The following is a 26,267-nucleotide window of genomic DNA, read 5'->3' as shown; positions in this document are numbered from 1 at the left end:
GGCCCGTCAGCCCCACGTACACGAACCGACCGGCAGGCCCATCAGCCCCACGTACACGAGCCGATCGGAGAGCCCGTCAGCCCAAAGCGTGTGGCCCGTTCGCCATCTCGGCCGACAGGCCGGGGTCGGTCACCTCGACCGACAGGCCGGGTGGCAGGCCCGTCACCTGGACTCCGCCCGACCGGTCGATCGACACGGTGACGTCGGCGCCCGCCACCCGCAGGCCGCGCACCGTGACCGCGCCGAGCGGGGCTCCCGCCAGCGGGAGCACCAGGACCTTGCCGCCCGGTACGTCCGGATACAGGCCCACAGCCGCATGCAGCAGCGTCACGGCGGCGGCGGCCGACCACGCCTGGGGACGGCAGGCGGCCGGGTAGGCCACCGTGCGGCCGACCGTGTCCCGGTCGTCGCCCGCGTGCAGCTCGGGCAGGCGGTAGTCGAAGCCCTCCGCCGCCGTCAGCAGGCCCCGCGCCAGCTCCGCCGCCAGCCGCCCATGACCCATCCTGGCGAGCCCGGCGATGACGATGGCGGTGTCGTGCGACCAGACGGACCCGCAGTGGTAGGACAGCGGGCTGAACGCGCCGTCGTCCGCCGACATCGTCCGCAGCCCGAAGGCGCCGGACATCGCCGGGGTGCCGAGCAGCTCCGCCACCCTCGCCTCCTCCCCCGGTGACAGCAGTCCCGTGCCGAGGAGGTGGCCGATGTTGCTGGTCAGCGAGTCGACCGGCCGCTTGTCGCGGTCGAGGGCCAGCGCGGGATAGCCGCTCTCCCAGCCCGTGGCCGGCGCGGGATGACCATTCCCCCGGTCAGCGGCAGGCGCGAGATGATCACTCCCCCGGTCGGTAGGAGGCGCGGGGTGGGTGACCCAGAAGCGGGCGCGGAAGCGGTCGGTCATCGTGCCCGCGTAGTCCAGCCACCGCTCAGCCCCCTCCCGCCCGAACGCCGTGAGCAGGGCGGCCCCCTGGTGGGCGGCGGCGCAGGCGTACCCCTGGACCTCGGCCAGCGCGATGGGCGGTTCCGCCTGGTGGCCGTCGCGGAAGCGGACCGCGTCGCCCGAGTCCTTCCACCCCTGGTTGGCCAGGCCGTGGCCGGTGGAGTCGATGTACTCCAGGAAGCCGTCCCCGTCCGGGTCCGCGTGGTCGCCGAGCCAGCCGAGGGCCGCCTCCAGGGCGGGGAGCAGGGGCTCGATCTGGTCGGTGGGCATGCCCCAGCGCCAGGCGTCGTGCAGCAGGCTGATCCAGAGGGGGGTGGCGTCGATGGTGCCGTAGTAGGCGGCGGGCAGTCGCAGGTCGCCGCCGCTGTGCTCGTGGCGGCGCAGCTCGTGCATGATCTTGCCGGGCGCCTCACCGGTGGCCGGGTCGACGTGGGTGCCCTGTCGTCTGGCCAGTACGCGCAGAGTGCTCGCCGCCAGGTCGGTGCCCAGAGGCAGGAGCATCCTGGCGGCCCAGAGGCTGTCCCGCCCGAACAGTGTCAGGAACCACGGCACCCCCGCTCCGAGGAACGTGTCCCCCGGCTCACCGGTCTCGGCCAGCCGGAGGGAGCGCAGGTCTTCGAGCGAGCGGTCCGCCAGCCGTACGAGGCGGGCGTCGTCGGCCGTCACCTGCGGGACGCTCCACTCCAGCGGCTTGGCCGGCGCGGTCACCGCCGCCTCGGGGTCGTCGATCACGACGGCCCACCGCAGCGTGACGCGCTCGCCGGGCGCCAGCGCGACCTCCCACCGAAACCGCCCTGCGGTCTCCGGCTCGGCCGCCACATTCTCGCCGATCGCCCGTACGGGGTACCCCACGAGCTCGGCCGTGGCGTTCTCGGCGGTCGCCCGTACGCGGATGACGCCGGAGCGCCACTCCAGCCATGCGCCATCAGCGGACGAGCCGGGCGTGACAGTGGCCGGAGGGGCGCTGCCGCCGGACTTCACCAGCTCGATCGGGGCGAAGTCGCAGCTCAGGTCGAGGGTGACGGTGGCCGTCACCGGGCGGGTGGCGGTGGAGGCGATCTCGATGAGCTCCGCCATCCGTCCGGGCGCGACCTCGCGCGTACGGTCAACTCGGACAGTGGGGTCCGCGATCGGGTCGCCCAGCCAGCGGACCAGCGACACGAACCTGGTACGGCCGGCGGCCTGCACGGCGTGCCCCAGCGCCTCCGGTTCCCTGCCGTCCACGGCCAGCTTCACCTGCGACAACGCCCTCGCGTCCGCGTGGAAGAGGCCCTGCACCCCGGACGCCCTGATCTGCCCGTCGGTCCCGCTCAGCGCGGTCGTCGGTGCCAGGACGGTGCTGACGAGGTCGTGCAGCAGCGGTTGCAGGCGGTGCGTGGCTTGGTCGAGCACGAGCGGCCCCCGAATCTTGACAGGCGAATCGTCTTAGGGAGATAGTTCGTAACACTCCGTTTACTTGAACGATCCAATCCTGCCATACCGCCGTTTGAACGTTCAAACCATTAGAAAGCGACATGATGCCCGAAAAGGTGACGATCGCCGACGTCGCGCGGCGTGCCAACGTCTCCCGGCAGACCGTCTCGAACGTCCTGAACTCCCCCGACCTCGTCCGCGAGGAGACGCGTGAGCGCGTGCGGCAGGCGGTCGAGGAGCTCGGCTACCGGGTGAACCAGGCCGCGCGCCGCATGCGGACCGGCCGGTCGCGGCTCCTGGCCGTCCGGATCGAGCAGACCCAGGATGGCATGAACGTGTTCGACCGGTTCCTGCACGGGCTGACCGAGTCTGCGGCCAAGGCGGGGTATCGGGTGATCCTCTACTCGGCCGACGACGACCAGTCGGAGATCGCCACGTTCGACGACCTGCTCGGGGCGTACGAACCGGATGCCTTCGTCCTGACCGGCACCCATTACGGCGATGTGCGCACCTCTTGGCTGGCCGAGCGGGAGCTGGCGTTCGTCACGTTCGGGCGGCCGTGGGGCATGCCGGAGGGCGGCGGCCATCCGTGGGTGGACGTGGACGGCGCGGCCGGTACGGCCGCCGCCACCCGGCACCTGCTCGACGCGGGTCACCGGCGGATCGGGTTCATCGGCTGGCCCGAGGGCTCCGGCGTCGGCGACGACCGCAGGAGCGGCTGGGTTCGGACACTCGAAGCCGCGAGCCTGACGCCGCGCGCGAAGAACGCCGAAGACGGCGAGGCGGGTGGATTGGAGTGGCGGACCGATGGGTCGGCGGCCGAAGGTGAGGCCGCGGCGCGGGAGCTGATCGCGGCCGGCGCCACCGCCCTGGTGTGCGTGAGCGACTCCGTCGCCCTGGGCGCCATGCAGGCCGGTCCGGTGCCCGTGATCGGGTTCGACGACACGCCCGTGGCGGCCGCGATCGGCCTGACCAGCCTGAGCCAGCCGCTGTCGGACGCCGCCGTGCGCTGTGTCCGCGTGCTGACCCGGCTCCTCGAAGACGACAGCCCGGACAAGCCGGATCACGTACTGCTTCAACCCTCCCTGGTCATCCGGCGTACAGCGTGAAAGGAAACGCGATGAAACACCTCCCCCTGGCGGCGCTCGCCGTACTGGCGCTGGCCGCGACCGCGTGCGGCAGCGGCTTCGAGGACAAGCCGTCGGCCGCGCCGCAGAGCAGCGGCCCCGCCTCGCTGCGGATCCTCATCGCCTCCTCCGGCGACCCGGAGACGACGGCGGTCAAGCAGGCCGCGGACGCGTGGGCGAAGGCGAGCGGCAACCAGGCCACGGTCACCCCGGCGCAGGACATCCACCAGCAGCTCGGCCAGGCGTTCGCGGGCGGCACCCCGCCCGACGTCTTCTACGTGGACGCCTCCCGGTTCGCCGACTACGCCAGTGTCGGCGCGCTGGAGCCGTACGGGGACAAGATCTCGAACCCGGACGACTTCTACCCGAGCCTGCGCACCACCTTCACCCGGGACGGCAAGTTCTACTGCGCGCCTAAGGACTTCTCCACGCTGGCGCTGATCGTCAACGACGGCCTGTGGAAGAAGGCGGGCCTGGCGGCGTCCGACGTCCCGACCACGTGGGAACAGCTCACCGAGACGGCCGGCAAGCTCAAGGCCAAGGGCATCACCCCGCTGGCGATCGGTGACTCCCGCGACCGGATCGGCGCGTTCATGGTGCAGGCGGGCGGCTGGATCACCAGCGCCGACGGCAAGCAGGCCACCGGCGACAGCCCCGAGAACCTCAAGGCCCTGGAGTACGTCAAGACCCTGCTCAAGGACAAGCTGGCCCAGTACCCCAAGCAGCTGGGCGCGTCGTGGGCCGGTGAGGCGTTCGGCAAGGGCAAGGCCGCGATGACGATCGAGGGCAACTGGATCAAGGGCGCGCTGAAGGCCGACTACCCCGACATCCAGTACACGGCCCACCCGCTGCCCACCGGGGCCAAGCAGGGCACGCTGTCGTTCACGAACTGCTGGGGCATCGCGGCCAAGAGCGCGAACAAGACGGCCGCGATCGCCTTCGTCGAGGCGATGACCAAGGCCGACCAGCAGCTCGCGTTCGCCAAGGCGTTCGGGGTCATGCCGTCGCGGCAGTCGGCCAAGGACGCCTACGTCAAGGAGTTTCCCGCGGACACGGCGTTCGTGGACGCCGCCGCCTACGCCCAGGGCCCGGTGAACGCCGCCAAGATGGACAGCGTCCTGTCCGACTTCGACGCCGGGATCCAGCAGCTCACCTCGCAGGACCCGAAGGCGCTGCTGGCCAGGCTGCAGAAGAACACGCAGTCCGCGCTGGGCGAATGATGCGCCGCAGCCGGGCCAGGGACGACGTGACGGGGTGGCTGTTCGTCGCGCCGGTCGTGGTCATCCTCGGGGTGTTCCTGCTGCTGCCGATCCTCATGGCGATGTGGGTCAGCCTCACCTCGTGGAACGGCCAGGGCAGCCCGTTCAAGAGCGGCGTGCCGTTCGTCGGGCTGGAGAACTACGGCCGGCTGTTCACCCGCGACGACCTGGCCCGCGAGAACTTCATGATCAGCGTCCGGAACAACGCCTACTACGTGGCGATCGTCGTACCGCTGCAGACGGCGCTGGCGCTGGGCCTGGCGCTGATCGTGAACAGCCGGCTGCTCAAGGGCAAGTCGTTCTTCAGGAGCGCGTTCTACTTCCCGTCGGTCACCAGCTCGGTGGCGATCAGCGTGGTGTTCCTGTTCATCTTCAGCAACTCCGGGGCGCTCACGCAGTTGCTCGGCTTCTTCGGTATCCAGGGGCCGCAGTGGTTCTCCGACGCCAGAGGGGTCATCCACCTGCTGCTCGGCATGGACACGCCCCCGGCGGCGCTCGCCGGGGCCGGGCCGTTCGGGCTGTCGTGGTGGGAGTGGCTGTCGGGGCCGAGCGTGGCGATGTGCGCGATCATCGCGCTGGTCGTGTGGACGACGTCGGGCACGTTCATGCTGATGTTCCTGGCGGCGCTGCAGGACATCCCGGTGACGCTGGAGGAGGCGGCCGTGCTCGACGGCGCGGGACGGTGGCAGCGCTTCCGGTACGTGACGCTGCCGATGCTCAGGCCGACGATGTTCCTGGTGCTGACGCTCGGGACGATCGGGAGCTGGCAGGTGTTCGACCAGATCTACGTCATGAGCCAGGGCGCGCCGGCCAAGACCACGCTGACCCCGGCGTTCCTGTCGTACCGGACGGCGTTCCGGGACTTCGACTATGGGGCGGGGACGGCGATCTCGTTCGTGCTGTTCCTCATCATCGTGCTGCTGACGCTGTTCCAGCGGCGCGTGACGCGGGAGAGGAGGGTCTCGTGACGCACCCGACGCGGGACAGGGCGGCGGGAGGCGGGGTGCGCAGGCTGGCGAGCACCTTCACCGGCTACGCGATCCTGATCTTCTTCGCCCTGGTGTTCATCTACCCGTTCGTCATCCAGATCGCGAACTCGTTCAAGACCGAGCCGGACGCGGCCGCCTCACCGCTCTCGCCCATCCCCAATCCGGGGACGCTGGCAGGGTTCGAGCGGGTGTTCAGCGGGACCGACATGCCGGTGTGGCTGGGCAACTCGCTGCTGGTGACGATCGTGCTGACGGCCGGGCGGGTGTTCCTCGACTCGCTGGCCGGGTACGCGCTGTCCAGGCTGCGCTTCCGCGGGCGGTCGGCGCTGTTCGGGGCGGTCATCGCGGTGATGGCCGTGCCGGGCGTCGTCCTCTTCATCCCGAAATTTCTGGTCCTCAATCAGTTGGGGATGTATGACAGCTATCTGGCGTTGATCCTGCCGGTCATCGTGGACGCGGCGGGGGTGTTCATCATGAAGCAGTTCTTCGACTCGATCCCGGCAGGGGTGGAGGAGGCGGCCCGGATCGACGGGGCGGGCGCGTTCCGTACGTTCTGGTCGGTAGTGCTGCCGATGGCCCGGCCGGCACTGATCACGCTGACGATCATCTCGTTCCAGAGCGCGTGGAACGAATTCCCGCACACGCTGGTGGCCGTCCAGAGCCCGGCGCTGTTCACGCTGCCCCGAGGGCTGGCCGATCTGGTCAGCGGGTCGCTGGGGGGCGGCACGCAGTACCCGCTCAAGCTGGGGGCGGCGCTGCTGGCGACGATCCCGGTGGCGGTGATCTTCGTGATATTCCAGCGCAGGTTCGTCCGCGGCGCCAACGAGGGCAGCGACAAGGGCTGATCCACTTCAAAAGAGCAAACCCTCCTTTTCTTGTACGGCACAGCCGCACCCACCGCCACCCGCCGCACGGGGCTCAGGACCTCCAGGAATACGCCCGCTGAACCCGCACAGGGCCGGGCGCCGTTACGCGCACGGGCACCGTCTGGGTGGTTTCGAAGCTTCACATACTTCGCCGCCCGATATATCGTCGCCCGTATGGTTAAAAGATCGCCAGTGATGAGCGAGCCCACGTACTTCGTACTGGCCGCGTTACTCGATGGGCCCTCGCACGGCTACGGGATCATCAAGCGGGCCGAGGAGCAGTCCGGTGGGCGGGTGCGGCTCGCCGTCGGCACCCTTTACGGCGCGCTGGACCGGTTGGCCGGCGACGGGCTGATCGCCGTGGACCGCGAGGATACCGTCCAGGGCCGCCCCCGCCGCTACTACCGGCTGACCGAGGACGGACGCGCGGCTGTCATCAAGGAGGCGACGCGGATGGAGCAGGCCGCCCGAGTCGTCACCGGACGGATCGCCCCGGCGTTGGGGACGGCACAGGCATGAGCGAGGCGTTCACCGAAAGCTGGTACCGGCTGTTCCTGCGGGCCTTCCCGTCCGGCCACCGTGCCGAATACGGCGCCGAGATCCTCGGCACGTTGATGAACGACTCGCCGCGCCGCGTCCCCTCGCCGCGGGAGACGGCCGCCCTCGTCACGGCGGGCTTCGCCGCCAGGGCCCGTAAGTCCGCCGGGAGACCCGCACCGTGGTGGGCCGACGGCGTACATCTCGGCCTCTTGACGCTGGCCCTGGCGAATCTGTCGTACAACATCGCCGACCACGCCTCCCCCTGGTGGCTGGCCACTTCGGCGGCGCTGGTGGTCGCGCTCCTGCGCGGCTGGGCGCTGGCAGCACTGCCTTTGGCCTTGGTCATCGCGCTCTCGACCGGCCGGGCCATGCTGCTGGGGACCGAGGCGACGGGATGGGCGCCGTTCTTGGGCCCGGCCTACCATAACTGCGTCTCGTTGACGCCCTACGGCCTGCTGGCGGCCGGGGCCGTGGTCCTCGCGGTCAGCAGGAGGTCGCGCGACCTGCGCACGCGGCCGTGGTGGTGGCTGGCGATCCCGGCGGCCGCCTTCGTCCTCACCTACGCACCCGGTTTCGGGGAGTACGGCGAGACCTGGCAGCTGGCCAGGGCGGGTACGGAAGGCGTCCTGCTCTTGGCAGGGGTGTGGGCCACCACCGTCGCGCGCAGCCCGCGCTGGGCGCTGGCGGCGGCGATCTACGTCCTGCCGGGCTTGGCATCCGCGCTCACCAACCCACCGTCGGCCCTGCTGTACATGGCCTATTGGTCGACTCTTGCGGCGCTCCTGCTGATCATGGCCGCGACGGGATGGCGGCGCGCGGCCAAAGCCTGAGGGTGATCACTGGCTGTCGTACTCGTCGTGGCGGCGCCACCAGAAGCCGGTCTCGTTGCGGCCGAGTGGCGCGCGATCGAGCCACTGGAACATGCCCCAGAGGCCGTCCACCCCACGCTCGTACGTCGAGTAGGTGTGATACACGACGCCGTCATCGAGCGCGAACGCGCTCATGCCGGGCCCTTGCTGCCGGTACGTCGGCCAGTCCGTGCCCACGCTCGACGCGAACTCGAGGAGGACGGGATTCTCCTCGCCCGACTCCGGCGGCCGGACGTCCATCGAGCGGAAGTTGTACTCGACGGCTCCCGACTGCCACTCCTCCTTGGTGTGCGTCACCCGGAAGTCGTAGTTGAAGTCGCTTCCGAACGATGAGGCCCAGGGGAAGCTCCAGCCCATCCGCCGCTTGTACGCCCGCAGCTTGGCGAGCGGGGCCTGCGACACCGCGCAGAGCGTGACGTCGTGGTTGGCGAGGTGGACGACGGAGCCGTTGAAGCCGTCCGCTATCGCCGAGCAGGACGGACATCCCGCCTGGTAGTCAGGGCCGAACATGAAGTGGTAGATGATCAGCTGCGAGCGTCCCTCGAAGAGGTCGGCGAGGGACGCGGTGCCCGCCTCGGCCTCGAACCGATACTCCTTGTCGACGCGGACCCAGGGCAGCTCCTGCCGCTGCCGCGCCACTTGGTCGCCTTGCCGCGTCAGGGCCTTCTCGGCCTCGAGCAGCTCCATTCGGGCCGCGAGCCACTCTTCACGCGTTCCGGTCTTGTGATCGATCATTGTCTTCTCCTTGTCGTATTAGGTCACGACTCCCCTGCCCCTCACGTACCCAGATGCCGCCTGAGAGCGTCGAGACTGGAGTCCCAGTCACGGGCCAGCGCGGCGAGAAACTGCTGCGCGACCTGGATGGGGGCCGACTGGAGCCGGTAGCGGACGCGACGCCGCTCGCCGGGCTCAGCGACGACCAGCCCGGCCTCGGCGAGCAGGCCGAGGTGTTTGGCGATCGCCTGCCGGGTGATCGGCAGGCCGGCCGCCAGGTCCGTCGCCGTGGCCGGCCCGCGGGACGCGAGCGCGGCCAGGATGCTCCGCCGGCTGGGATCGGCCAGGGCGGCGAAGACCTCTTCCGCGACGGCCTCCGGCTCACGCTCGGGCATCGAGGTATTCGACGAGCTCGTCCAGCTCGCTCTGCCATCCCTTGACGTTCCCGCCGTACGCGCCGGAGTAGAGGTCGTCGGGCAGTTGCGCGAAGCCGGTTTCGACCACGGTGAGCCGGGTCCCTTCGGCCTCCGGCTCAAGGGTGAACTCGACGTAGGTACGGCGCGGATCGTCGGCCGGCAGGCCGTATATACCCCAGGTGTAGCCGAGCACGTGCGGCGGCTCAAGGCGCTCGATGCGCAGGTAGGCGTTGTGGCCGCCCTCGAAGGTCAGCTGGGCGAGGCCGCCGACACGCAGGTCGACGGTCGCCTTGTGACCGAACCACGTGCCCAGTCCCTCAGCCGTCGTGATCGCCTCCCACACCTTCGCGGGCGGGTGGGCGACGCTGATGCTGCGCTCGATGCGATCGGGAAAACCCATGACACACCTCCATCTGTTGCAACCATTCGGTTGCCACAACACTATGGCAACCATTCGGTTGCGTCAACATTGGTCCATCGCGGGCTGCTATGAAGGTCGCCGTGACCCTTGTTGAGACTCGTACTGGTACGGTCCGTGGCGTCGATCTCGGCGACGTGCTCGCCTGGCAGGGGATCCCCTATGCCGCTCCCCCGTAGGCGAGCTCCGATTGCGTCCGCCGCAACCCCCGGCGCCCTGGCGGGGAGTGCGGGAAGCCACCGCGCCGGGAAACACGGCCATGCAGTCCGTCCTGCCCGGCCTACCGACGCCCGCCATGGACGAGGACTGCCTGTACGTGAACGTGGCGGCACCTCCCCCGGGCGGCCGGTTGAGGCCGGTGCTGGTCTGGGTGCACGGAGGTGGCTATCTCACCGGCAGCGGCACCGACATGTACGCCGACGGCAGCCTTTTCGCCCGCACCCATGATCTCGTCGTGGTCAGCTTCAACTACCGACTGGGCAGCCTGGGCTTCCTCGACATCGGCGACTCCTCAGGCGTCTCAGGACTGCTCGACCAGATTCAGGCATTGCGCTGGGTGCGGGAGAACATCGCGGCATTCGGCGGAGATCCAAAGCGGGTCACCCTGTACGGTCTGTCCGCCGGCGCCAAGAGCGTGGCCAACCTGCTGGCCACCCCGCTCACCCGAGGGCTGATCCACCGGGCCGCGTCCAGCAGCGGCGGCGCCGACCACGTCGCCACCCCGGCGCAGGCCAAGGCCGTGGCCGTACGCTTCCTGCGGGAGCTCGGCGTGAGCGCCGACCGAGTGCGCGAGGTGCCCGCCACCGAGATGCTCGCGGCACAGGACGCCATCGCCACCGGCGCGAAGGCGCTCTGGGTCTGGCGGCCGGCCATCGACGGGACCGTGCTGTCCGGCAGACCCATCGACGCCATCGCCGCGGGTGCCGCCGCCGGCATCCCGCTGCTCGCCCAGACCTGCGGGAACGAGGGCGGCACCTTCCAAATGCTGGACGGCAGTACCGCCGAGCAGACGCCGCGAGTGCTGGCCGAGCTGTTCGGCGCGGCCGAGGCGGACACGATGCTGGCCGCGTACCGCGAGAGCCGCCCCGAACTCGACGACACCGCACTCGGCCTGGCCGTCCTGAGTGACGAGCGGTACGGCATCCCCACAACCCGGCTGGCCGAGGCGCAGGCGCGACACGCCCCGGTGTGGCGATCCCGCTACGACGGCCCCTTTCCCGGGGTACCCGCCACGACTCCCCTGGGCAGGCTGCTGCGCGGCGGGCATAGCGCGGACGGGCCGATGATCTGGCAGTCCACCCCACTCACCGACCCCGCCGACCGGGCGCTGTCGGCAGAACTGCACGACACCTGGGGACACTTCGCCCGGGGTGACGCGCCCGGCTGGGCACCCTACGACACCGAACACCGCCAGACCATGATCTTCGACACCGGCCAGAGCCGGGTCGAACCCGATCCCCGCCCACTCGAGCGCCGCGCCTGGAGCGACCGCACCTGGCCCTCAGGCTCCTGGTGGCACCTCGACGGCCTCACCTGAGACGGCCTCGCGCAGCTCGAAGCGGATCCGAGCGGCTTCGTAAGCGGCCCCGGCGCCCGCACGGCTCATGATTTCGGCGCGCTTATCGGTCCATGCCTTGCGCTCGCCTCTCCCCATAACACGGACGTTATAGCTCAGGAAAGCGCGGTGTCCCTGAAATGAGAGATCAGCCCAGGTCACCGGCTATGCTCGCCCTTTTTGGCGTCGGTCCCATCCAACCCTGCGCTGATGGACGCCCCTCCGTCAGCAGTTGTACTCGATGGACCAGTTGCTCGGGGCGCCATAGCCCGCAGTCGCACGGGGTCATGTCCGTATGACGGACGCGAGGAGTGCCAGCTTGTCGGCGCTGTCGGTGCCGGGGTCCGGGTGGAGGACGACGAGGGTCTGGCCTGTCGCGCCGCTGACGGCCAGTCTCTCCCGATTCAGCCACAGGTCACCGAGCTGGGGGTGGTCGATCCGCTTGGGTGTGCCTTCGCACGTGTTCACGTCGTGGCGGGCCCAGAGCCTGCTGAAGCGGGGGCTGGCGAGGGAGAGTTCGCCGACGAGTTCGATGAATCGGGGGTCGTCCGTGTCGGTGCCGACGGACTCGCGGAAGCCGGCGACCATGCCCTGCGCGGCGTCCGCCCAGTCCGGGTAGAGGGCCTGCTCGGCGGGGTCGAGGAACACATCCCGCAGGCGATTGCCCCCCACCACGAGTCGCGGCGACAGAGCGGTCGCCAGCGTATTGGCGGCGAGGACATCGAAGTAGCGGCCCTCCACGTACGCGGGGAGCGCGAGCGTGACGACGAGCTTGGCGACGCCCGGAGGGACGGTCTGCTTCCGGGGCCGCCGCCGACGCCGGGGTTTGCCCGCCCCGAGGCGTAGGAGGTAGGCCGTCGCGTCGTCGTCGAGCAGCAGCACGCGGGCGAGCGACTCGAGGACCTGCGTGGAGGGGTTGCGGTCGCGGCCCTGCTCCAGGCGCAGGTAGTAGTCGGCGCTGATGCCGGCGAGCATCGCGACCTCCTCCCGGCGCAGGCCCGGCACACGCCGTACGCCCACTGAGGGGATGCCGGCCTGTTCAGGAGTGACGAGCTCCCGGCGGGCGCGTACGTAATCGCCAAGAAGGTGGATTTCGTCGCTCATGTCCCCACGGTAGTTCGCGCGCCTCCGTGCGTGCCTGGTCCTGTCACCCCCAGGATCGCGGGGGCTCTGGCTCCGTCAGTGAGTGGGCGGAAATCTCACTTCCGGGATGAACACTGGCGAATCGGCCGGTGGCCCCTTCTATGAGCAAGGAGCTACACCATGTCAACATATTTGCTGGTACACGGGGCCTGGCACAGCGGGCAATGCTGGGAGCGGGTGGTCCCGTTGCTGGCATCGGCCGGGCATCGGGTGCTCGCGCCGTCGCTGACCGGTTTCGGCGACAAGGCGAATCTGCTCGCCCCCGAGGTAGGGCTGGACACGCACGTCGACGACATCGTCGGGCTGATCACCGAGGAGGACCTTACCGACGTGATCCTGGTGGGCCACAGCTACGCCGGGCTGGTCATCTCCTCCGCCGCCAACCAGGTCCCGGATCGGATCGCCCACCTGGTCTATCTCGACGCGATGGTCCCGGCGGACGGCGAGAGCGCGATGGATGTGCATCCCATGACCCAGACCCTCATCGACCGCGCCGCGGAGTCCGGGGTCGGCTGGCGGATCCCGCCGATGCCCGAGTCGCCGCCGCCCCTGGGCCTGTTCGGGGTCACCGACCCGGCGGAGGTGGCGTGGCTGCGGACGATGTTGTCGGATCAGCCGGTGCTCTGCTTCCGGCAACCGGTCCGGTTGGACAACCCGGCCGTACGCACGATCGCGCGGACGCACATTCACTGCGTCGGCGGCGGCGTACCGGAGGGCGTCAAACGGCGGCCCGTCCCAGCGATACAGCCCAACGGCAGCCCGGCGCAGGTGTGGGAACTGGAGACGGGCCACGACTGCATGATCACCATGCCGGCCGAGCTCACCGAACTGCTGCTCAAGCTCGGCTGACCCGCCCCGCAGACGGTAGACGCGGGCAGAGCGGCGTCGGGCGAAGAAGGTGATCTCGACTGGCCGCCGCTTGGCGATCACCTCGATGGTAGGGAGGACCTCACCCCGACAGGCGGGCAGGCGTGACTGATCCTGGATGATCTTTCCGCGACATTTGGGGCATGACGAAATTGCTCGCCGCCGCTGTCGCCGGTTTTCTGGTCCTCGCCCCTGTCGCCCCCGCCATCGCCGCGACTCCCTCGCCACAGTCCCGCCTTGACCTGCTCACCACCGAGGACGGCATGGCGGGCGCGATGAGCCAGGCGCGGAGCCCGGGCGGCGCGAGCGTGACCCGGCGCTCCGGCACCGCGGAGCGGGGCACCGGGAAGCCGAAGATCGGCCCCCGTGGCCGGTTCAGGATCGCCAGCGGGAGCAAGCCGATCATCGCCGCCACCGTGCTGCGGCTGGTCGATCAGAAGAAGATCGACCTGGCCGCGCCGGTGGAGCGTTATCTGCCCGGTGTGCTGCGCGGCAGGGGTGACGGCGCGGCCATCGATGGGCGGAAGATCAGCGTCCGGATGCTGCTGCAGCAGACCAGCGGCCTGCCGGAGTTCCTCAACGCGATCGAGTGGAAGGAGCCGTTCCCGGACTTCCTGCGGGTGGCGCTGGCGCTCAAGCCCACGCCGCGTGGCTCGTTCGCCTACGCCAACACCAATTACCTGGTCCTCGGCATGATCGTGACCGAGGTGACGGGCAAGGACTTCCGCCAGGCCAGCCGGGAGCTGATCCTCACGCCGTACGGGATGCGGGACACGTACTGGCCGGCCAGGGGCGACTACGACATCCGCGGCCCGCACGCCCACACCTACGGAGTGCACCCGAGCCGCCCGCAGAACGGCGAGGTGGATCTGACCGACCAGCTGCCCACGTACGAGTTCGGGCCCAGCGGCGGTCTGGTCTCCACCCCGGAAGACCTCAACCGGTTCTGGAGCAAGGCCCCGCTGAGCGAGATGATGGCCAGGACGGTACCGGTCGAGCAGGAAGGCTGGCCCGAAGGCGCCCGCTACGGCTACGGGGTGACCCGCATGAAGTCGAGCTGCGGCTACGTCTACTTCGCCGCCGGCGACATGCTGGGGACCGCGGTGTTCAGCGGCCGGGACCGGGCCGGGCGCGCCGCCACCGTCTACGTCACGGGCGTACCCGCCAAGCGGCAGCACCTGATCGACGCCTTCGTCGCCACGATGTGCGAGCGCTGACTGTTACACCACCCTTAGGTGGGCTCGTCCGGTTGATCAAGACCGAGCTTCGTGCGTAGGCGGGTGACGCCGGCGTGGAGGGCGGGGGGCACCGTGATCAGGATGATCACGGCGAAGCTGAGGCTGTTCCGTGCGGTTTCCACGATCATCCAGCCGAGCAGCACGGTCAGTGGGGTCCAGGTGCGCAGGTCTGTCCGTAAGATCCAGCGGAGAACGGACAGCAGATGGCCAGCTGACGTGTGCCATTTGGGGCGGCGCAGGGTCAGGGCCAGAGCGGGCATGCTGAGGGCCAGCCTGAGCGCGAAGCGGGTGCGGGCCCGCCGGTCCCGCAGTACGTCGAGCTCGCCGAGCCATTCGTCCACATAGCTCGCTCTCACCGCCGCCGGGAGAAGTAGCGAGCCGAGGACGAGCACCTGGTACGTCGCGCCGGTGTCCCCGAGCAGGTGGGTCAGGCGGCCGCGGGCGATCGATTCGAGTTCGTCCGCGACGGCACGCAGGCCGAGGTGCCCGGCGAGCGGTGCCATGATGTCAAGCGTCTGCTCGCTCTTCTGCCGCTGTTTCTCCTGGTCGAGGTGCTGGATGGTGCGCATGTTGTGCAGCCGGTCGAGCACCTTCAGTGCGAGGACGCGGCTGTCCGCGGCGTCGATGGCCGCCTCGTCGGGCCTGTGGTCGAGTTCGGTCACGCTCTGGACCAGCGTGGCGATCTCGTCGCCGAACTCCGCACGGAGCTGTGCGGCGTCACATCCGGTGTCCTCGATGACATCGTGGAGCAGGGCGGCGCAGACAGTGGCACAGTCCAGGCCGGCGTCGATGGCGATCTCCGCCACGGCGACGGGGTGGGTGATGTACGGGTCGCCGCTCTTGCGCACCTGGCCCGTATGGCACCGGGCGGCGAACTCGTAAGCACGCTGGATCCGGCCACGCTCCACAGCCGTCGATTCGGCGGGCAGCCGAGCCAGCAGCGACTCCAGTAGGCCGGTCATGACGTCGCCGGCCGGAGGTTCACGGCGAGTCCGCGGGACCGCTGGGCTCGCTCGAGGGCGGCACGAGCCCGGAGTGCGCCCTTCTCGGTCAGCGTGTAGTAGTAGCGGGCGCGGCGGCCCTGGGCCAGGTGCTCGGCCGCGGACTCCTTGTGGCGCTCAATCCAGCCGAATTCGCGTTCCAGCCTGGCCAGGATCGGGTAGATGGTGCCGCTGGGCTGAGCGGTCTTCTCGCACAGTTCCAGCCCGTAGCGGCGCTTGGTCGGGTCGGACAGCATCTCTTCCAGCACGAGCATCGTCTGCAGGGTCATCCGCGGATCATCCGTCATATGTAGAACTCTAGACATACGACACGGAACGTGACATCACGTCGCGGTGACAACCATGTGCCGCCCGCTCGATATCCGCGCCACGGGGGTCGTCCCAGCCCGCGGTCACGGCACAAATTCTTGTTTTCGCAGCTGAACCGCGTCTCGCGTGTCCCACCATGTCCCACGGACGCCGCGCGCGACCTCGCCGCGGTGGTCGGATGAGTCTCGTCACCACGTACCAACACGAAAGGTAGTGACCGGACATGGGCCAGCACGTAAGCGACCGCGTCAAGGACATCGAGCAGCAGCCCAAGGGGCGCGGAACGAGGTTCACGCTCAACGGCGCGCTCTGGTCACTCCAAGCGTTGTTCGGCTTCTTCTTCGCCGGCAGCGGTTTCGGCAAAGTGCTGTTGTACGACGGAGCTCTGTATGCGGCGGCGCCCCGGGCCGTGGCGTGGTACGCCGCCGTGCCGCAGCCCCTGATCGTCTTCATCGGGGTCTGCGAGGTGCTGGGCGGCGTCGGCCTGATCCTGCCGGCGATGACGGGCGTCAAGCCGAAGCTGACGCCGCTCGCCGCCGCCGGCCTGACCCTGACGATGATCCTCGCGGCTGGTTTTCACATCACGCGCGGCGAATACGCGTTGGTGCCCGCGAATCTCTTGCTGGGCGGCGTTTCGGCGTTCATCGCGGTCGGACGGGGGAAACTGCGGCCCGTCGCGCCCGCGACCATCACCACCTCACGCGTACTCAAGTCGTTGGCGGTCCTCGGCGTGCTGGCCCTGCTGGCCTTCGCTCCGACGTGGTACACGATGACCAACGTCCAATTCTGATCACCTGGCGCGCACGTCTACCCGAGGAACTCCCGTAGCGATCGCGGTTCGCGGCCCAGGATGTCGGCCACGGTCGTGGTCGTGCCCGCCCAGCGCCCATCCCCGATCTGGGCCATGAGTTCGGCCAGGTCACGGGCCGCTTGGGCGGGCATGCCGCGCTTCTCCAGGCGAGCGGCGGCGTCCTCGACCGGCTGGTCCACGTAACGTACGGTCCGGCCGAGTGCTCGGGTGAGCTCGGCGGCGATCTCATCGTGCGTAGGCGCCACCGGCCCGGTGAGCTCGTACGTGGCGTCGGCGCCGACGGGACGCGTGAGCAACGCCGCCGCCACCGCCGCGATGTCCCGCGCGTCGATGTAGCCGACCCTGCCCCCGCCGTACGAGCCGAAGATCCGCCCCTCCTCGTCGACGTCGCCCGCGAGATTCTGCATGAAGCCGACGGGCGCCAGGATCGACCACGGCACCCCCGACGCCTTCAGATGCTCGTCGACCTGCCCGTGCATGCCGAACCCGAGCAGGCTGCTCGACGTCACGCCGTACACGGACACGGTCACCACCTGCGCCACACCCGCAGCCGCCGCGTGATCGATGACCGCCTTGTGCGCTGCCACGAAGCCCGGCCACAGCGCACTGTTGAGAAAGAGCCTGTCGCCCGGCCCGAGCGGGATGCTCTCCGGCCGCTCCAGGTCGCCGACCACGTAGTCGCAGCCCAGCTCCTCGCCCTGTTCCGCGCGCCGTACCACGGCTCGCACCGCACCGCCGAGTTCCTCGACCAGCGCGCGCCCGATCGTGCCCGTCGCACCCGTCATCACGATCATCGCAACCTCCTAAGTGGAATCTCAGCTTCCGGTTGTATACTAAGCGGAAGCCTGTCGTCCACTTCAATGGGAGTCCAATGCGCGCCGATGCCCGCCGCAACCGGGACCGGATCCTGGAGGCGGCCCGCGACGCCGTGGCCGAGCGCGGCGCGGACGCGCCGATGGAGCTGATCGCCCGCCGGGCCGGGGTCGGCGTGGGCACGCTCTACCGCCGCTTCCCCGACCGCGGCGTGCTGCTCGCCGCCCTGGCGGAGCAGTATGTTCACGAGCTCATGGACGCCCTCGACCGCGCCGTGGCGGCCGAGCCTGACGCGTGGTCGGCCATTCGCGCCTTCGTCGGCTACAGCGTGGAGAAGGGCCGCGGCGCCATCGCGGCCGCGCTGGCCGGGACCACCGCGCCGCAGGCGAGGCAGGCACTGGTGCGTCGGCTCGACGAGCTGGTACGGCTGGCGCAGGCGGACGGCGCGCTGCGGCCGGATGTCGGCACCGACGACCTCATGGAACTGCTCAACGTGTTCGCCTGCCACCCGGATGTCATCCCGAAGCGCTTCCTCCCTCTCATGCTCGACGGCCTCGACCGCCGTTAGCCCCTCGAAGAAGCAACGTGGGGTGCCTGCCCGGCGCGGCGGGCACCCCACGCCGACTCGGTCACGTGCGGGTCGTGAGTGCGAAGATCTTGATGTTCGGCGCCGCGGGGCTGGTGAACGAGACCGCCTCGCGGGTCGCGTCGGCGGCTGCCGACACCCGCCAGATGGTCACCTTGCGGCCGTCGGCGGTGTTGTTGACGTTGTAGCGGGTGTCGGCCGTCAGTGCCGCCTCCTCGCCGAAGTGGGGTGCGGCGCCGGCCCAGTCCGTCACCTTGAGCGGGGCCGTGGAGGTCGTGCCGTCCGCGTAGGTGATCGTGAGCTCGGTCCGCCGGTCGCCGTTCACGGCCGTGACCAGCAGGTCGAGGGCCTGGTAGCGGCCTGGCGTGAGGTAGGTGCGCTGGCCGCGCAGGCTGTGGAAGTTGCCTGCCGTGCCCTTGGTCTCCGGAATCAGGTAGGGGCCGCCCGACACGGTGCGCAGGCCCGGCTCGGGCAGCTGCTCGGCGGGGAAGCTCCAGCCCTTGCCGTCCAGGTTGCCCTGGGACTTGGCGTCCGTGGTGGCCACGCCGTCCACGTCGTACTGGAGTTTCTGCGCGCAGGAGGAGCCGGACGGCTGACACGCGGCGGGCAGGTTCGGGATGGGGGTGCCGGCGGTGGGGACGTGGTCGATGGGGAGGTCACCGGACTGGGTCGCCCACGAGGTGTTGGGGGTGGCGCCGACGTTCACCACGATGTCGCCGCCCTTGTTCAACAGGGACTCGGGCAGCCAGGAGCGGGTGTGGGTCTTGCCGTTGACCTTCACGTCCTGGACGTAGACGGCCTCGGGGGCGGCCTGCGGAGCGCTGACCGTGATCGTCGTGCCGTTGCCGCGCTTGATCCACGCCTTGGGGAACATGGGGCTGGACAGCAGCATCTCGGCCCGGCTCGGCGTCTGGGGGTACATGCCGAGTGCGGCGAAGACGTACCAGGCCGACATGGTGCCCAGGTCGTCGTTGCCGGGCAGGCCGCCGGGGCCGGTCTTGTACACGAGGGAGGCCATCGCGCGTACTGTCTGCTGGGTCTTCCACGGCTGGGCCAGCGCGTTGTAGAGCCAAGGTACGTGGATGCCGGGCTCGTTGGTCGGGTCGTAGCGGAAGCCGTCGCCGCCGGTGGCCCATGTGCCGTCGGCGCGGTGGAAGAACGTGTCGAGCCGCTTGGCCGCCTGCTCCTTGCCGCCCATCGCGGCGGCCAGGCCGGCGATGTCGTGCTGGACCATCCAGGTGTAGGTGGCGCTGGTGCCCTGGGCGAATCCGGCGTCGGAGGTGGCCGAGAACGGCCACAGCCAGGTGCCGTCGGACTTGCGTGCCTGCTGGTAGCCGCCCTCCTGGCCGGCCGACGGGTTGAACGTGTTGCGCCACCAGCCGGCCCGGGGCATCAGCAGGTCGTGTTCGCGGTCGCGGCCGAGCCGTCGTGCCCAGTCCGCGAGCGCGAAGTCGGCGGTCGCGTCCTCGAGCGTCTCCGCCGCGCCGCCCCAGCAGTGGCAGGTGTCCTGGGGGGCGTAGCCGAGCCGCAGGTATTCGGCGAGGTTGGGGCGCTGACCCTCGCATTGTCCGGGGCAGCCCTTGTCGGACAGGCCGGACGGATGCGGCACGGTGGCCTGCTGGAATAGGGAGTCGAAGGCCGCGCGCGCGTCGAAGTCGCGTACGCCGAGCGCGTAGAAGCCGGCGAGCGCGGGGGCCGACGGGTCGCCGGTCATCACGTGGGTGGGGCCGTTGATGTGTACCCAGCGGTCCCAGACGCCGCCGTTCTGCCGCGCCAGGTTGTACAGGGATTGGGCGTAGTCGCCGGCGACCTTCGGTTCGAGCAGCGCCAGGAGTTGGGTGTGCGCGCGGTACTGGTCCCAGCCGGAGAAGTTGCCGTACTGGGCACGCTGTCCGTTGTCGAGTGTGTGGACCTTCTGGTCGCTGCCGACGTAGGTGCCCACGACATCGCTGGTGACGTTGGGCTGCAGGTAGGAGTGGTACATCGCCGTGTAGAAGGTGGTCAGCAGATCCGCCGAGCCGCCGGACACCTCGATGGAGCGCAGCCGCTCGTTCCAGACGCGGGTGGCTCTGGCGGCCACGGACGTGACGTCGTCCCGTGCCGAGATCTCCTGGGTCAGGTTCCGCTTGGCCGCCGCGAGACTGGTGTAGGAGATGCCGACCTTCATGCGGACGTCGGTGTCGGCGAAGGTGACGTACCCGCCGGAGCCGCGGCCGGCGCGGTCGGCGCCGGTGGCGTAGCCCTCGCCGCCGGCGGCCGTCGTGGTGCCGGGGCGCAGATCGCCGTTCACCCAGGTGCCGGTACCGGAGAAGGCGCGGTCGAAGGAGGCCGCGAAGTGCAGCCGGTAGTAGCTCTTGCGGTTGTTGACGCCGCCGTTGGCCCGGCGGCCGCAGAAGGCGCCGGTCAGCACCGAGCCGGTGACCGTACGGGTGGCGGGGTCGATCGTGATCTCGGCGTTCTCGCTGCCGTTGAGTGAGTTGGACACCCGGAACAGCAGGCTGGCGGGTGAGCCTTTGGGGAAGGTGAACTCGCCCATGCCCGCGCGGGTGGTGACCGCGAGGTCGGTCTTGACGCCGGAGTCCAGCGTGACCGTGTACCGGCCGGGCCGTGCGCTCTCGTTGGCGTGGCTGAAGGTGCTCGCGTAAATCGCGTCTGTCGTGTCCGCGGTCGGTGACGACGTGATCGGGCCGGCGAACGGCATGATCGGGATGTCACCGGCGGCCCCCGGATGGCACCCCGCGCCGTTGACGTGGGTGAGCGCGAAGCCTCTCACGCGGGGGGTGTTGTAGGAGTAGCCGTTGGCGCCTGCGGCGTTGGTCTGGTCGCCCGCCGTGTTGGTCGGGCTCCACGAGATCATCCCGAACGGCAGGACGGCGCCGGGGTAGGTGTTGCCGCCGTTGGCCGATCCGATCAGCGGATCGACGTGGCGTACGGGATCGGTGACCTTGGCGGGAGAGGAGGTCGCGCCGGCCGGGACGGCGATGGCCGTGCTGAGCACGGCGCCGATGAGCGCGGCGGCGAGCCACGAACGGGGAGAGAACACCTCATGATCACACCCGCCCACACTAACCGAGCCATGAACGCTCATGTAAGCCTGGAAGTCCGGACAGATAATCCCGCGCGGAAGAAGGTTCACACGTAGCGCGCCGCCGGTATGCCGCGATCACGGGTCACGGCTTGCGGCCGACGCCCCCGTACAGCCATCGCGTGGCCTCGGGGGCCAGGTCGTCCGGATCGGGGTGCCAGGTGTCGATGGTGACCAGACCGGGAGGCACCAGCTCGAATCCCTCGAAGAAGCGGGCGACCTCCGCGTGCTCGCGGAAGTAGATCGGCGTCGGCGTGGCCGCGTAAGCAGCCTCGATCGCGGCCACCGCGTCCGCCGAGTGGTCGTCGCGGGTGACGTGGGTCATCGTGAGGTGGCTGCCGGACGGCAGGGCGTCGCGCAGTTGGCCCATGACCGCGCCCCGCTCGTCCATGGTCAGGAAGTGCACCATGGCGATCATCAGGACGCCGACCGGCTCGTTGAAGTCGATGATCTTGACGGTCTGCGGGTGTTCGAGGACTTCGGTGGGGCGCCGCATATCGGCGGCGGCCACGGTGGTGTTGTCGTCGGTCGCGAGCAGGGCGCGGCCGTGTTGCAGCACGACGGGGTCGTTGTCGACGTAGACGACGCGGGCGTCGGGGATGATCTCCTGGGCGATCTCGTGCGTGTTGCCGACCGTGGGCAGGCCGGAACCGATGTCGATGAACTGCCGAATGCCCTGCCTCGCCATGTGGCGTACGGCGCGACGCAGGAACGCCCGGTTCTCCAGGGCCAGTTGGCGGATCTCCGGCATGGCCTTCTCGACTCGGCCGACGGCTTCCCGGTCGATCTCGAAGTTGTCCTTGCCCCCCAGGTAGTAGTCGTACATCCGGGCGACGCTCGGCCTGGTGACGTCGATGCCGCTAGGTCCGTTTGCGCCGTGCTCCGTCATGAACGGCCTCCATCTCCTAGATCATTCTTCTCAAAGAAGCGCAAACACCGACAGAGCGCGCTAAGCGCTGGTTGACCGGCGAGTCTGCCGAAGCATATCGATCTTCTCGACCAGGACGTAGAGGACATTGACCAATATCTTTACACGAAACATGTGGATCGAGTCAGAAGCTTCAGCCGCCTCACTGAGCGGGAAGATGCGAGCGCTGTCGTTGACCACGAAGTCTCTCCAGCGCGGCCGCGACCTCACGAACCTGCTCAGGCCGCCGGGTGCACCAATTGGGGACATCATCGAACCATCGGTTCCACATGGAGCTGACAGCATCAGCGGTGATCTTCTCTCTGCCACGCACGAGAGCGGTGAGATCACCCACCTCGGGGTCGTATTCGTCCTCAGGCGCCCCCATGCCCAGCAGCCCTTCGGGGTCGTATCGATTGATCAACGCACGGACAGCGGCGGCTATCTGATCACCAGTCATAACTCCAGCATGTCCCAGTACGGCCGAACTTCGGCTGCGATCACCGATCGAGGACATCGCCACTTGGGGGCTGGCGCGCGAGAATGATATCGATATAGTGTTCGACTTAGCGGCTGATCGCATCCATAATTGAGCCTGAGGCGCATCTGATAGGGAAAATGTGCTCGACTCTCATCGCGGCTTCGACATCTACAACCGACAACCCCTTCGCGTGACGGTGCCCGGCCGTCGTGACCCTGCGAAGGCGTGGACGATCAAGCCCGCAGCACATGTCGCTTGTCCGCTATACGAAGGTCAGAAGAAGGGAATTCCTGTGGGTTTATGGACTTCGGCAGGACGTCGTCTCGGGGGGCTGGTGGCCGTCGTGGCCCTGACTCTCGACGTCCTCGCCACGGGGGCACAGGCCGCCACGACGAACGTGGTGAGCAAGCTGGACATCTCCTTCGAGCGCACTACCGCGTCGAAGTGCCCGGTCACCTTCGACGTCCACGGCTACTTCGAGGGGCTGCCCGCGGGCGCGCAGACGATCGAGTACCGCCTCGTCGGCGCCCAGGAGTGGAAGACGCTCGTCGTGCCCGCCGAACACGGCCTCGTCTACCAGGCCGTGCTGGAGACCATCACGTGGGAATGGGCGCCGGACTCCCGTGACTACGCGGTCCAGATCGAGATCGACCAGCCCGACGGTCTGCGGTCCAACGCCCTCTACTACTTCAAGTGCGGCACTCCGCCAGACGGTGAGACGTTCGGCGTCGCCGCCGAGGACATCACCCGCACGACGAGCGGCGGCCCGCTGGCCGAACTGGCGGCCGACGCGCAGCTCGCGTCCGTGCGGGCCCGGTCCGGCGCGCAGGTCGCGCTCGTCAACAGGTACACCGTCAAAGCGGACCTGCCTGCCGGACCGATCAGCTTCGAGCAGTTGTGGAACGCGCAACCCGCCGGGCTGGCCATCAACGTGCAGACGATGACCGGCGGCCAGCTCAAGAAGCTGCTGGCCACACCCAACCCGGCAGGTACGGTGCTGACCCCGTCGGCCGGGCTGCGCTACACCCTCGGCGGTGGGAAGGTCCTGTCGATGACGCTCGACGGGGTTCCGGTGACCGCCGCGCAGGAGATCAAGGTCGCGGGCGGCTGGAGCCTCATCGCCGGCTTCGACGGCTGGCCACGTTGGGAGGGGACGACCACGTACACGAGCGGTCCCGACGACACCGGGGCGCTCGCCTCCTACCTGGTCGCCCACTCGCCAGTGACGGCGCCGCCGGGCGACCGCGTCACCGTCCGCTAGCCGGGGGCCTGGCCGTGCGCCCGTAGCCGTGCACGGCCAGCCTCTGCGGCTGGGGATGGTGACCGGCCGACCCTGCGCGGAGCGGGTCCGGTCACATCAGTGGTCGCGTGGGGCCGTGATCGCGTTCACCGTGTACGTCGTGTCGGGGGCGGGAGTCGTGGTGAAGCGGGCGTTGGGCAGGTAGAGGCGGTTGCCGAACGACGCCACGGTGCTGGGGACGTCGAAGCGCGGGTCCGTCAGCCGGTTCACGACCTGGCCGGACGAGCCGTCGGCGGTCAGGCGGATGACGGTGACCGTGTTGAGGCGGTTCTGCACCACGTACAGTGTCCGGCCGTTCAGCAGCAGGCCGTCGCCGTTGACCAGGGACTCGCCGCCCAGGTTCACCTCCGTGGTGACGCCCGTGGCGGGGTCGGCCTTGAAGAGCTTGCCGACGTTGGACTGGACGATGAGCAGACTCTTGCGGTCAGGGGTCGGGGCTATGCCGTTGGCGTTGTTGCCGGTCGTGTACTGGATGGCGCCCGTGAGCGGCACCGATACCGCCTGGTCGGGCAGCGTGCCGTGCCGGCCGAGCGGCAGCTTGTACAGGACGGGGTTGGTGGAGTCGGTGAACCAGGCCGCGTCCCGCGTGAGCACGACGTCGTTGACGAACGACGCCCCGGTGGCCAGCGGGTACGACTTGAGCACCGCTCCGGTGCGGACGTCGATCACCCGGGCGTTCCCGGCTGTGCCACCGGAGACGAAAAGGCGGTTACGCGAGTCGAGTTTGAGCCCGACCGAAGGGGTGCCGGGGCCCTTGCTGACGACGGCGCCCTGGCCGGTGCGCAGGTCGGCGCGGTAGATGTCGCCGTTCGCCAAGGAGCCGAGGTAGGCCACGGGCCGGCCGCCGATCGCTATCCCCTCCGGCCGGAAGCCGTTGGGGAGCGCGATCGTACCGGGCAGCGTGGCCACCTGCGCCAACGTGTCAGGCCGCGTGGCCGCCGACGTGCCGGGCCGCATGACTGCCTGCGCGGGCGTGCCGGGCAAGGTGGCGAGCAGGGCGCAGAGCGCGGTCGTGAGGATCGCTGATCTCATGCGGCCCACGATGCCCCGGCCCTCTAGCCCGGCAAAGGCCCAAAGAGCCGGTTCACAGCTATTTCTGAGGAAATAATGCGAAATGTCAGACTTCGACTACTTCCACGCCCATGAGGTCGGCCAGGGCGCGCAGCTCGGCGGCGCGGTGGCCGATGCCGAGGGACCAGTGGTGGGAGATGCCGGTGGCGCTCCAGTCGTCCGTCCACTCCCCCGGATCGCGGCCGAAGTCGACCCGCGACGTGGTGTTGCCGATCTTGAGGTGCGGCCCGTCCACGGTCTCACCCTCCGACACCGCGAAGCCGAACCGGCCGTCACGCCGCTGGAGCAGCCCGAACGCCGTCACCGGCCCGTGCGCGACGTCGAACTCGACCGACACGCCCCACCCGCGCTTGCCGTGGAAGACGCCCAGACCGCGCAGCAGCGGCTTGCGCGAGCTGATCGCCAGGTGGGCGGGTCCGTCGTGGCCCATCTCGACATGACCGCGCAGGAAGTCGAGCGCCTGCAGCTCGGTGAACGAGCCGCCGCCGCCCAACCGATCCATGATCAGCATGGCCAGCGAGGTCCGCAGCTCGTACTCTCCCGCTGCCGGGACGCCCCGCGCGGTGAGCAGTGACGAGCCGAGGATCATGCCCGCACCGAGCCGTTCGTGGATCTCGCCGTCCAGCCCGCGGTGGTAGTAGGCGAGGCTGTCCAGCTCGAAGTCGGCCACCAGCTGGTCCAGCCCGGCCGAGACGCGGGCCGCCCACTCGAAGTCCTCGGGCACGACCGTGTCGGCCAGCTCGAACACCTCCCGCGCCAGCTCCATCCGCTCCTTGACCTGGGTGTCGGTGACCTTCTCGACGCGTACCCGCAGGTCGTCGAACTCCAGCACCTCCACGTGCCCGCCCAGGTTGACCGGCACCAGCGTGAGGTCGGTGGCGACGTCGAGCATGCCCGGGTAGAGGTGGCCCATCAGCCCGTGCCGCCCGTCGCGCAGCGTGGCCCGTACACCCGCCGCCTTCACCCACCGCTCGATCCGCGCCCAGGCCCGCTCGTCCTCCAGGTAGCCGGACACCGAACGGAACGGGATCCCGGCCCTGGTGAACGTGTTGGCCATCTCCGGCAGCGGGCAGGCGCCGCAGTAGGCCAGCCACTGCCCGGTGTCGAATGTCTCGTGGTCCATCGACTCCGACGGCTGCAGGTTGATCAGCAGCACCGGCGCGCCGCTGCGCTGGGCGATCGGCAGCAGCATGGTGGCGGTCATGTAGGTGGTGAGGAAGCCGACGATCAGGTCGCAGCCCGCCTCCCGCAGCCGTTCGGCCGCGGCCGCGCCCTGCTGGGCGTCGGAGATGAAGCCGACGTCGACCACTTCGCAGCCGAGCGTGCCCATGCGCTCGGAGACTCGCGCGGACGAGCGCTCCAGTTGGGGCAGCAGGTCGGGGAACTGCGGCCAGTACGCGCCGAGCCCGCCCGCCACGAGCCCGACCTTGGTGGGCCGCGCGGGGATCCGTTCGAGCGTCATGTCTTCCTGGTCTCCTCTTCCGGTCTTTCGGTCGTGACAGGTCGGGGTTTCGGCGGGGAACGCGCCCCCAGAGCAGAGGGGGCGCATTTCCCG

The 26,267-nt window shown here is 69.5% G+C and carries 24 protein-coding genes; 12 read left to right on the top strand and 12 right to left on the bottom strand.

Annotated features, from left to right (window positions below):
* Positions 1–76: 76 nt before the first annotated feature.
* Positions 77–2,326, bottom strand: a complete 2,250-nt coding sequence (locus ACQP2T_RS23110; RefSeq protein ID WP_433518173.1) for an amylo-alpha-1,6-glucosidase — start codon at positions 2,324–2,326, stop codon at positions 77–79.
* 122 nt (positions 2,327–2,448) lie between these two features.
* Between ACQP2T_RS23110 and ACQP2T_RS23105 the strand changes: the two genes are divergently transcribed.
* From ACQP2T_RS23105 to ACQP2T_RS23080, 6 genes are all read left to right on the top strand, one after another.
* A complete protein-coding gene (locus ACQP2T_RS23105; protein ID WP_433518172.1) occupies positions 2,449–3,456 on the top strand; it encodes a LacI family DNA-binding transcriptional regulator in 1,008 nt (335 codons plus the stop codon).
* Between the two features lie 11 nt (positions 3,457–3,467).
* Positions 3,468–4,694 (top strand): sugar ABC transporter substrate-binding protein, encoded by a 1,227-nt coding sequence (locus tag ACQP2T_RS23100; protein ID WP_433518171.1) that lies wholly within the window; start codon positions 3,468–3,470, stop codon positions 4,692–4,694.
* Positions 4,691–5,701, top strand: coding sequence for a carbohydrate ABC transporter permease (locus ACQP2T_RS23095; protein ID WP_433518170.1), 1,011 nt, complete (start codon positions 4,691–4,693; stop codon positions 5,699–5,701). The genes ACQP2T_RS23100 and ACQP2T_RS23095 overlap by 4 nt, the downstream gene beginning before the upstream one ends.
* Complete coding sequence (locus ACQP2T_RS23090; protein ID WP_433518169.1) at positions 5,698–6,567, top strand: carbohydrate ABC transporter permease; 870 nt, start codon at positions 5,698–5,700, stop codon at positions 6,565–6,567. The genes ACQP2T_RS23095 and ACQP2T_RS23090 overlap by 4 nt, the downstream gene beginning before the upstream one ends.
* 216 nt (positions 6,568–6,783) lie before the next feature.
* On the top strand, positions 6,784–7,107 hold the full coding sequence (locus ACQP2T_RS23085; RefSeq protein ID WP_433518168.1) for a PadR family transcriptional regulator: 324 nt from the start codon (positions 6,784–6,786) through the stop codon (positions 7,105–7,107).
* The gene (locus ACQP2T_RS23080; RefSeq protein WP_433518167.1) at positions 7,104–7,958 is read left to right on the top strand and encodes a hypothetical protein; all 855 of its coding nucleotides are present in this window, start codon (positions 7,104–7,106) and stop codon (positions 7,956–7,958) included. The genes ACQP2T_RS23085 and ACQP2T_RS23080 overlap by 4 nt, the downstream gene beginning before the upstream one ends.
* 6 nt (positions 7,959–7,964) lie before the next feature.
* Here ACQP2T_RS23080 and ACQP2T_RS23075 read toward each other — a convergent pair whose 3' ends face one another.
* The 3 genes from ACQP2T_RS23075 to ACQP2T_RS23065 are packed head-to-tail and all read right to left on the bottom strand — an operon-like array spanning position 7,965 to position 9,527.
* Positions 7,965–8,732: a DUF899 domain-containing protein gene (locus ACQP2T_RS23075; RefSeq protein ID WP_433518166.1), complete on the bottom strand. Its 768-nt coding sequence runs from the start codon at positions 8,730–8,732 to the stop codon at positions 7,965–7,967.
* A 41-nt stretch (positions 8,733–8,773) separates the two neighbouring features.
* Positions 8,774–9,106, bottom strand: coding sequence for an ArsR/SmtB family transcription factor (locus tag ACQP2T_RS23070; RefSeq protein ID WP_433518165.1), 333 nt, complete (start codon positions 9,104–9,106; stop codon positions 8,774–8,776).
* Positions 9,093–9,527, bottom strand: coding sequence for an SRPBCC domain-containing protein (locus tag ACQP2T_RS23065; RefSeq protein WP_433518164.1), 435 nt, complete (start codon positions 9,525–9,527; stop codon positions 9,093–9,095). Before ACQP2T_RS23065 ends, ACQP2T_RS23070 begins: the two co-directional genes overlap by 14 nt.
* 244 nt (positions 9,528–9,771) lie before the next feature.
* On the opposite strand from ACQP2T_RS23065, the gene ACQP2T_RS23060 reads away from it, so the two are divergent.
* Positions 9,772–11,082 carry a carboxylesterase/lipase family protein gene (locus ACQP2T_RS23060; RefSeq protein ID WP_433518163.1) on the top strand — a complete coding sequence of 437 codons (1,311 nt, stop codon included), beginning with the start codon at positions 9,772–9,774 and terminating at the stop codon, positions 11,080–11,082.
* Between the two features lie 303 nt (positions 11,083–11,385).
* On the opposite strand, the gene ACQP2T_RS23055 is transcribed toward ACQP2T_RS23060, so the two are convergent.
* Positions 11,386–12,204, bottom strand: coding sequence for a helix-turn-helix domain-containing protein (locus ACQP2T_RS23055; RefSeq protein WP_433518162.1), 819 nt, complete (start codon positions 12,202–12,204; stop codon positions 11,386–11,388).
* 159 nt (positions 12,205–12,363) lie between these two features.
* Between ACQP2T_RS23055 and ACQP2T_RS23050 the strand changes: the two genes are divergently transcribed.
* Positions 12,364–13,092 (top strand): alpha/beta hydrolase, encoded by a 729-nt coding sequence (locus ACQP2T_RS23050; RefSeq protein WP_433518161.1) that lies wholly within the window; start codon positions 12,364–12,366, stop codon positions 13,090–13,092.
* Between the two features lie 161 nt (positions 13,093–13,253).
* On the top strand, positions 13,254–14,327 hold the full coding sequence (locus ACQP2T_RS23045) for a serine hydrolase domain-containing protein (protein ID WP_433518160.1): 1,074 nt from the start codon (positions 13,254–13,256) through the stop codon (positions 14,325–14,327).
* Positions 14,328–14,341: 14 nt separating this feature from the next.
* Here the strand turns inward: ACQP2T_RS23045 and ACQP2T_RS23040 are convergent, their stop codons facing one another.
* The gene (locus ACQP2T_RS23040; protein ID WP_433518159.1) at positions 14,342–15,310 is read right to left on the bottom strand and encodes an HD domain-containing protein; all 969 of its coding nucleotides are present in this window, start codon (positions 15,308–15,310) and stop codon (positions 14,342–14,344) included.
* Complete coding sequence (locus tag ACQP2T_RS23035) at positions 15,307–15,636, bottom strand: PadR family transcriptional regulator (protein ID WP_433518158.1); 330 nt, start codon at positions 15,634–15,636, stop codon at positions 15,307–15,309. The genes ACQP2T_RS23040 and ACQP2T_RS23035 overlap by 4 nt, the downstream gene beginning before the upstream one ends.
* 245 nt (positions 15,637–15,881) lie before the next feature.
* On the opposite strand from ACQP2T_RS23035, the gene ACQP2T_RS23030 reads away from it, so the two are divergent.
* On the top strand, positions 15,882–16,448 hold the full coding sequence (locus tag ACQP2T_RS23030) for a DoxX family protein (protein WP_433518157.1): 567 nt from the start codon (positions 15,882–15,884) through the stop codon (positions 16,446–16,448).
* Positions 16,449–16,465: 17 nt separating this feature from the next.
* Here the strand turns inward: ACQP2T_RS23030 and ACQP2T_RS23025 are convergent, their stop codons facing one another.
* Positions 16,466–17,263 (bottom strand): NAD(P)H-binding protein, encoded by a 798-nt coding sequence (locus ACQP2T_RS23025; RefSeq protein WP_433518156.1) that lies wholly within the window; start codon positions 17,261–17,263, stop codon positions 16,466–16,468.
* 77 nt (positions 17,264–17,340) lie between these two features.
* Between ACQP2T_RS23025 and ACQP2T_RS23020 the strand changes: the two genes are divergently transcribed.
* Positions 17,341–17,850 (top strand): TetR/AcrR family transcriptional regulator, encoded by a 510-nt coding sequence (locus ACQP2T_RS23020; protein ID WP_433518155.1) that lies wholly within the window; start codon positions 17,341–17,343, stop codon positions 17,848–17,850.
* 61 nt (positions 17,851–17,911) lie between these two features.
* On the opposite strand, the gene ACQP2T_RS23015 is transcribed toward ACQP2T_RS23020, so the two are convergent.
* Positions 17,912–20,911 carry a GH92 family glycosyl hydrolase gene (locus ACQP2T_RS23015; RefSeq protein WP_433518154.1) on the bottom strand — a complete coding sequence of 1,000 codons (3,000 nt, stop codon included), beginning with the start codon at positions 20,909–20,911 and terminating at the stop codon, positions 17,912–17,914.
* Between the two features lie 127 nt (positions 20,912–21,038).
* Positions 21,039–21,842 (bottom strand): SAM-dependent methyltransferase, encoded by an 804-nt coding sequence (locus ACQP2T_RS23010; protein ID WP_433518153.1) that lies wholly within the window; start codon positions 21,840–21,842, stop codon positions 21,039–21,041.
* An 842-nt stretch (positions 21,843–22,684) separates the two neighbouring features.
* Between ACQP2T_RS23010 and ACQP2T_RS23005 the strand changes: the two genes are divergently transcribed.
* The gene (locus tag ACQP2T_RS23005) at positions 22,685–23,602 is read left to right on the top strand and encodes a 5'-nucleotidase C-terminal domain-containing protein (RefSeq protein WP_433518152.1); all 918 of its coding nucleotides are present in this window, start codon (positions 22,685–22,687) and stop codon (positions 23,600–23,602) included.
* A gap of 96 nt (positions 23,603–23,698) precedes the next feature.
* Here ACQP2T_RS23005 and ACQP2T_RS23000 read toward each other — a convergent pair whose 3' ends face one another.
* Together ACQP2T_RS23000 and ACQP2T_RS22995 are read right to left on the bottom strand one after the other, a co-directional pair.
* Positions 23,699–24,673, bottom strand: a complete 975-nt coding sequence (locus ACQP2T_RS23000) for a superoxide dismutase (protein WP_433518151.1) — start codon at positions 24,671–24,673, stop codon at positions 23,699–23,701.
* Between the two features lie 85 nt (positions 24,674–24,758).
* Positions 24,759–26,174 carry an arabinose isomerase gene (locus ACQP2T_RS22995; protein WP_433518150.1) on the bottom strand — a complete coding sequence of 472 codons (1,416 nt, stop codon included), beginning with the start codon at positions 26,172–26,174 and terminating at the stop codon, positions 24,759–24,761.
* Between the last annotated feature and the right edge of the window lie 93 nt (positions 26,175–26,267).

The organism is Nonomuraea sp. CA-143628 (genome assembly GCF_050942315.1).
Taxonomy (GTDB): domain Bacteria; phylum Actinomycetota; class Actinomycetes; order Streptosporangiales; family Streptosporangiaceae; genus Nonomuraea.
This window is presented reverse-complemented; position numbering and strand designations above follow the sequence as displayed.

Coding starts and splice junctions, on each gene's coding strand:
- ACQP2T_RS23025 (WP_433518156.1), bottom strand. CDS start 17,263: ATGATCGTGATGACGGGTGCGACGGGCACGATCGGGCGCGCGCTGGTC.
- ACQP2T_RS23055 (WP_433518162.1), bottom strand. CDS start 12,204: ATGAGCGACGAAATCCACCTTCTTGGCGATTACGTACGCGCCCGCCGG.
- ACQP2T_RS23070 (WP_433518165.1), bottom strand. CDS start 9,106: ATGCCCGAGCGTGAGCCGGAGGCCGTCGCGGAAGAGGTCTTCGCCGCC.
- ACQP2T_RS23030 (WP_433518157.1), top strand. CDS start 15,882: ATGGGCCAGCACGTAAGCGACCGCGTCAAGGACATCGAGCAGCAGCCC.
- ACQP2T_RS23035 (WP_433518158.1), bottom strand. CDS start 15,636: ATGACGGATGATCCGCGGATGACCCTGCAGACGATGCTCGTGCTGGAA.
- ACQP2T_RS23045 (WP_433518160.1), top strand. CDS start 13,254: ATGACGAAATTGCTCGCCGCCGCTGTCGCCGGTTTTCTGGTCCTCGCC.
- ACQP2T_RS23010 (WP_433518153.1), bottom strand. CDS start 21,842: ATGACGGAGCACGGCGCAAACGGACCTAGCGGCATCGACGTCACCAGG.
- ACQP2T_RS23000 (WP_433518151.1), bottom strand. CDS start 24,673: ATGAGATCAGCGATCCTCACGACCGCGCTCTGCGCCCTGCTCGCCACC.
- ACQP2T_RS23020 (WP_433518155.1), top strand. CDS start 17,341: ATGCGCGCCGATGCCCGCCGCAACCGGGACCGGATCCTGGAGGCGGCC.
- ACQP2T_RS23050 (WP_433518161.1), top strand. CDS start 12,364: ATGTCAACATATTTGCTGGTACACGGGGCCTGGCACAGCGGGCAATGC.
- ACQP2T_RS22995 (WP_433518150.1), bottom strand. CDS start 26,174: ATGACGCTCGAACGGATCCCCGCGCGGCCCACCAAGGTCGGGCTCGTG.
- ACQP2T_RS23040 (WP_433518159.1), bottom strand. CDS start 15,310: ATGACCGGCCTACTGGAGTCGCTGCTGGCTCGGCTGCCCGCCGAATCG.
- ACQP2T_RS23085 (WP_433518168.1), top strand. CDS start 6,784: ATGAGCGAGCCCACGTACTTCGTACTGGCCGCGTTACTCGATGGGCCC.
- ACQP2T_RS23100 (WP_433518171.1), top strand. CDS start 3,468: ATGAAACACCTCCCCCTGGCGGCGCTCGCCGTACTGGCGCTGGCCGCG.
- ACQP2T_RS23065 (WP_433518164.1), bottom strand. CDS start 9,527: ATGGGTTTTCCCGATCGCATCGAGCGCAGCATCAGCGTCGCCCACCCG.
- ACQP2T_RS23080 (WP_433518167.1), top strand. CDS start 7,104: ATGAGCGAGGCGTTCACCGAAAGCTGGTACCGGCTGTTCCTGCGGGCC.
- ACQP2T_RS23075 (WP_433518166.1), bottom strand. CDS start 8,732: ATGATCGATCACAAGACCGGAACGCGTGAAGAGTGGCTCGCGGCCCGA.
- ACQP2T_RS23105 (WP_433518172.1), top strand. CDS start 2,449: ATGATGCCCGAAAAGGTGACGATCGCCGACGTCGCGCGGCGTGCCAAC.
- ACQP2T_RS23095 (WP_433518170.1), top strand. CDS start 4,691: ATGATGCGCCGCAGCCGGGCCAGGGACGACGTGACGGGGTGGCTGTTC.